2 protein-coding genes are annotated in these 804 nt (G+C 47.3%); one reads left to right on the forward strand and one right to left on the reverse strand.

Annotation, left to right across the window (positions count from 1 at the left end; translation table 11 throughout):
• Nucleotides 1-349, reverse strand: a 349-nt coding sequence (locus BVJ53_RS14145) for a MerR family transcriptional regulator (RefSeq protein ID WP_137296000.1), incomplete at its 3' end; no start/stop codon positions are given.
• A gap of 188 nt (nucleotides 350-537) precedes the next feature.
• Between BVJ53_RS14145 and BVJ53_RS14150 the strand changes: the two genes are divergently transcribed.
• The coding region (locus tag BVJ53_RS14150; protein WP_137296001.1) for an aldo/keto reductase at nucleotides 538-804 on the forward strand (267 nt) is incomplete at its 3' end.

The following is an 804-nucleotide window of genomic DNA, read 5'->3' on the forward strand; positions in this document are numbered from 1 at the left end:
GATAATAGTGTTGCTTGTATTCAATCGTGTTGAGCGTTTGTTCCAGTTGCTTCATCTGGTTTTCGACCGTGTCGTGGAGTTGGTTGAAGAAGTCTAGCCGTTTGGTGAGGGTAGCGTCGCCTTCTAAATTCCATTGCATAAATGTGCGGATATCTTTGATCGACATGCCTGCCGTTTTGAGACAGTTGACCATTTCCAATGCCCCAAGGTTCCGTTCGTTAAAACAGCGCATGCCGGCTTGATCTTTTTTGAGATCGGGGATGAGGCCTTCTTTGTCGTAGTAACGAATGGTCGGGACGGAAAGATGCGTGATGGCGGCGACTTCGCCGATGGTATATGAAGCAGACATAATGACCTCCATTGTTGCTTGTGCATCAAGACACATATTGCAAAAAGATTCATCTTGCCCTAAAGTCGACTTTAGGGGATAAAGTGAGTGTAGCACGTAAGCCGACAGATGCTCAATTGCGTTCATCGGTGTTTTTTACGCCCTTGTCGGCAAAAAAGTGCAGCAATTTTTTGAAAGGAGTGGTGATTTTGCTAGAAGAGACATACACGCTGACGAACGGGGTCAAGATTCCAAAAATCGGCTTTGGCACCTGGCTAATTGACTCAGATGAAGAAGCGGCTAAGGCAGTGCATGAGGCAATTGATGTCGGATACCGCCACATTGACACTGCAGAGGCTTATGACAATGAAGCCGGGGTTGGCGAAGGTGTGCGTCAATCTGGCATTGCCCGTGAAAAGATTTTCGTCAATACCAAACTGGCAGCTGAGATCAAGGATCACGATACCGCGGTCAAG

Source organism: Lacticaseibacillus chiayiensis, assembly GCF_004123795.1.
GTDB classification, from domain to species: domain Bacteria; phylum Bacillota; class Bacilli; order Lactobacillales; family Lactobacillaceae; genus Lacticaseibacillus; species Lacticaseibacillus chiayiensis.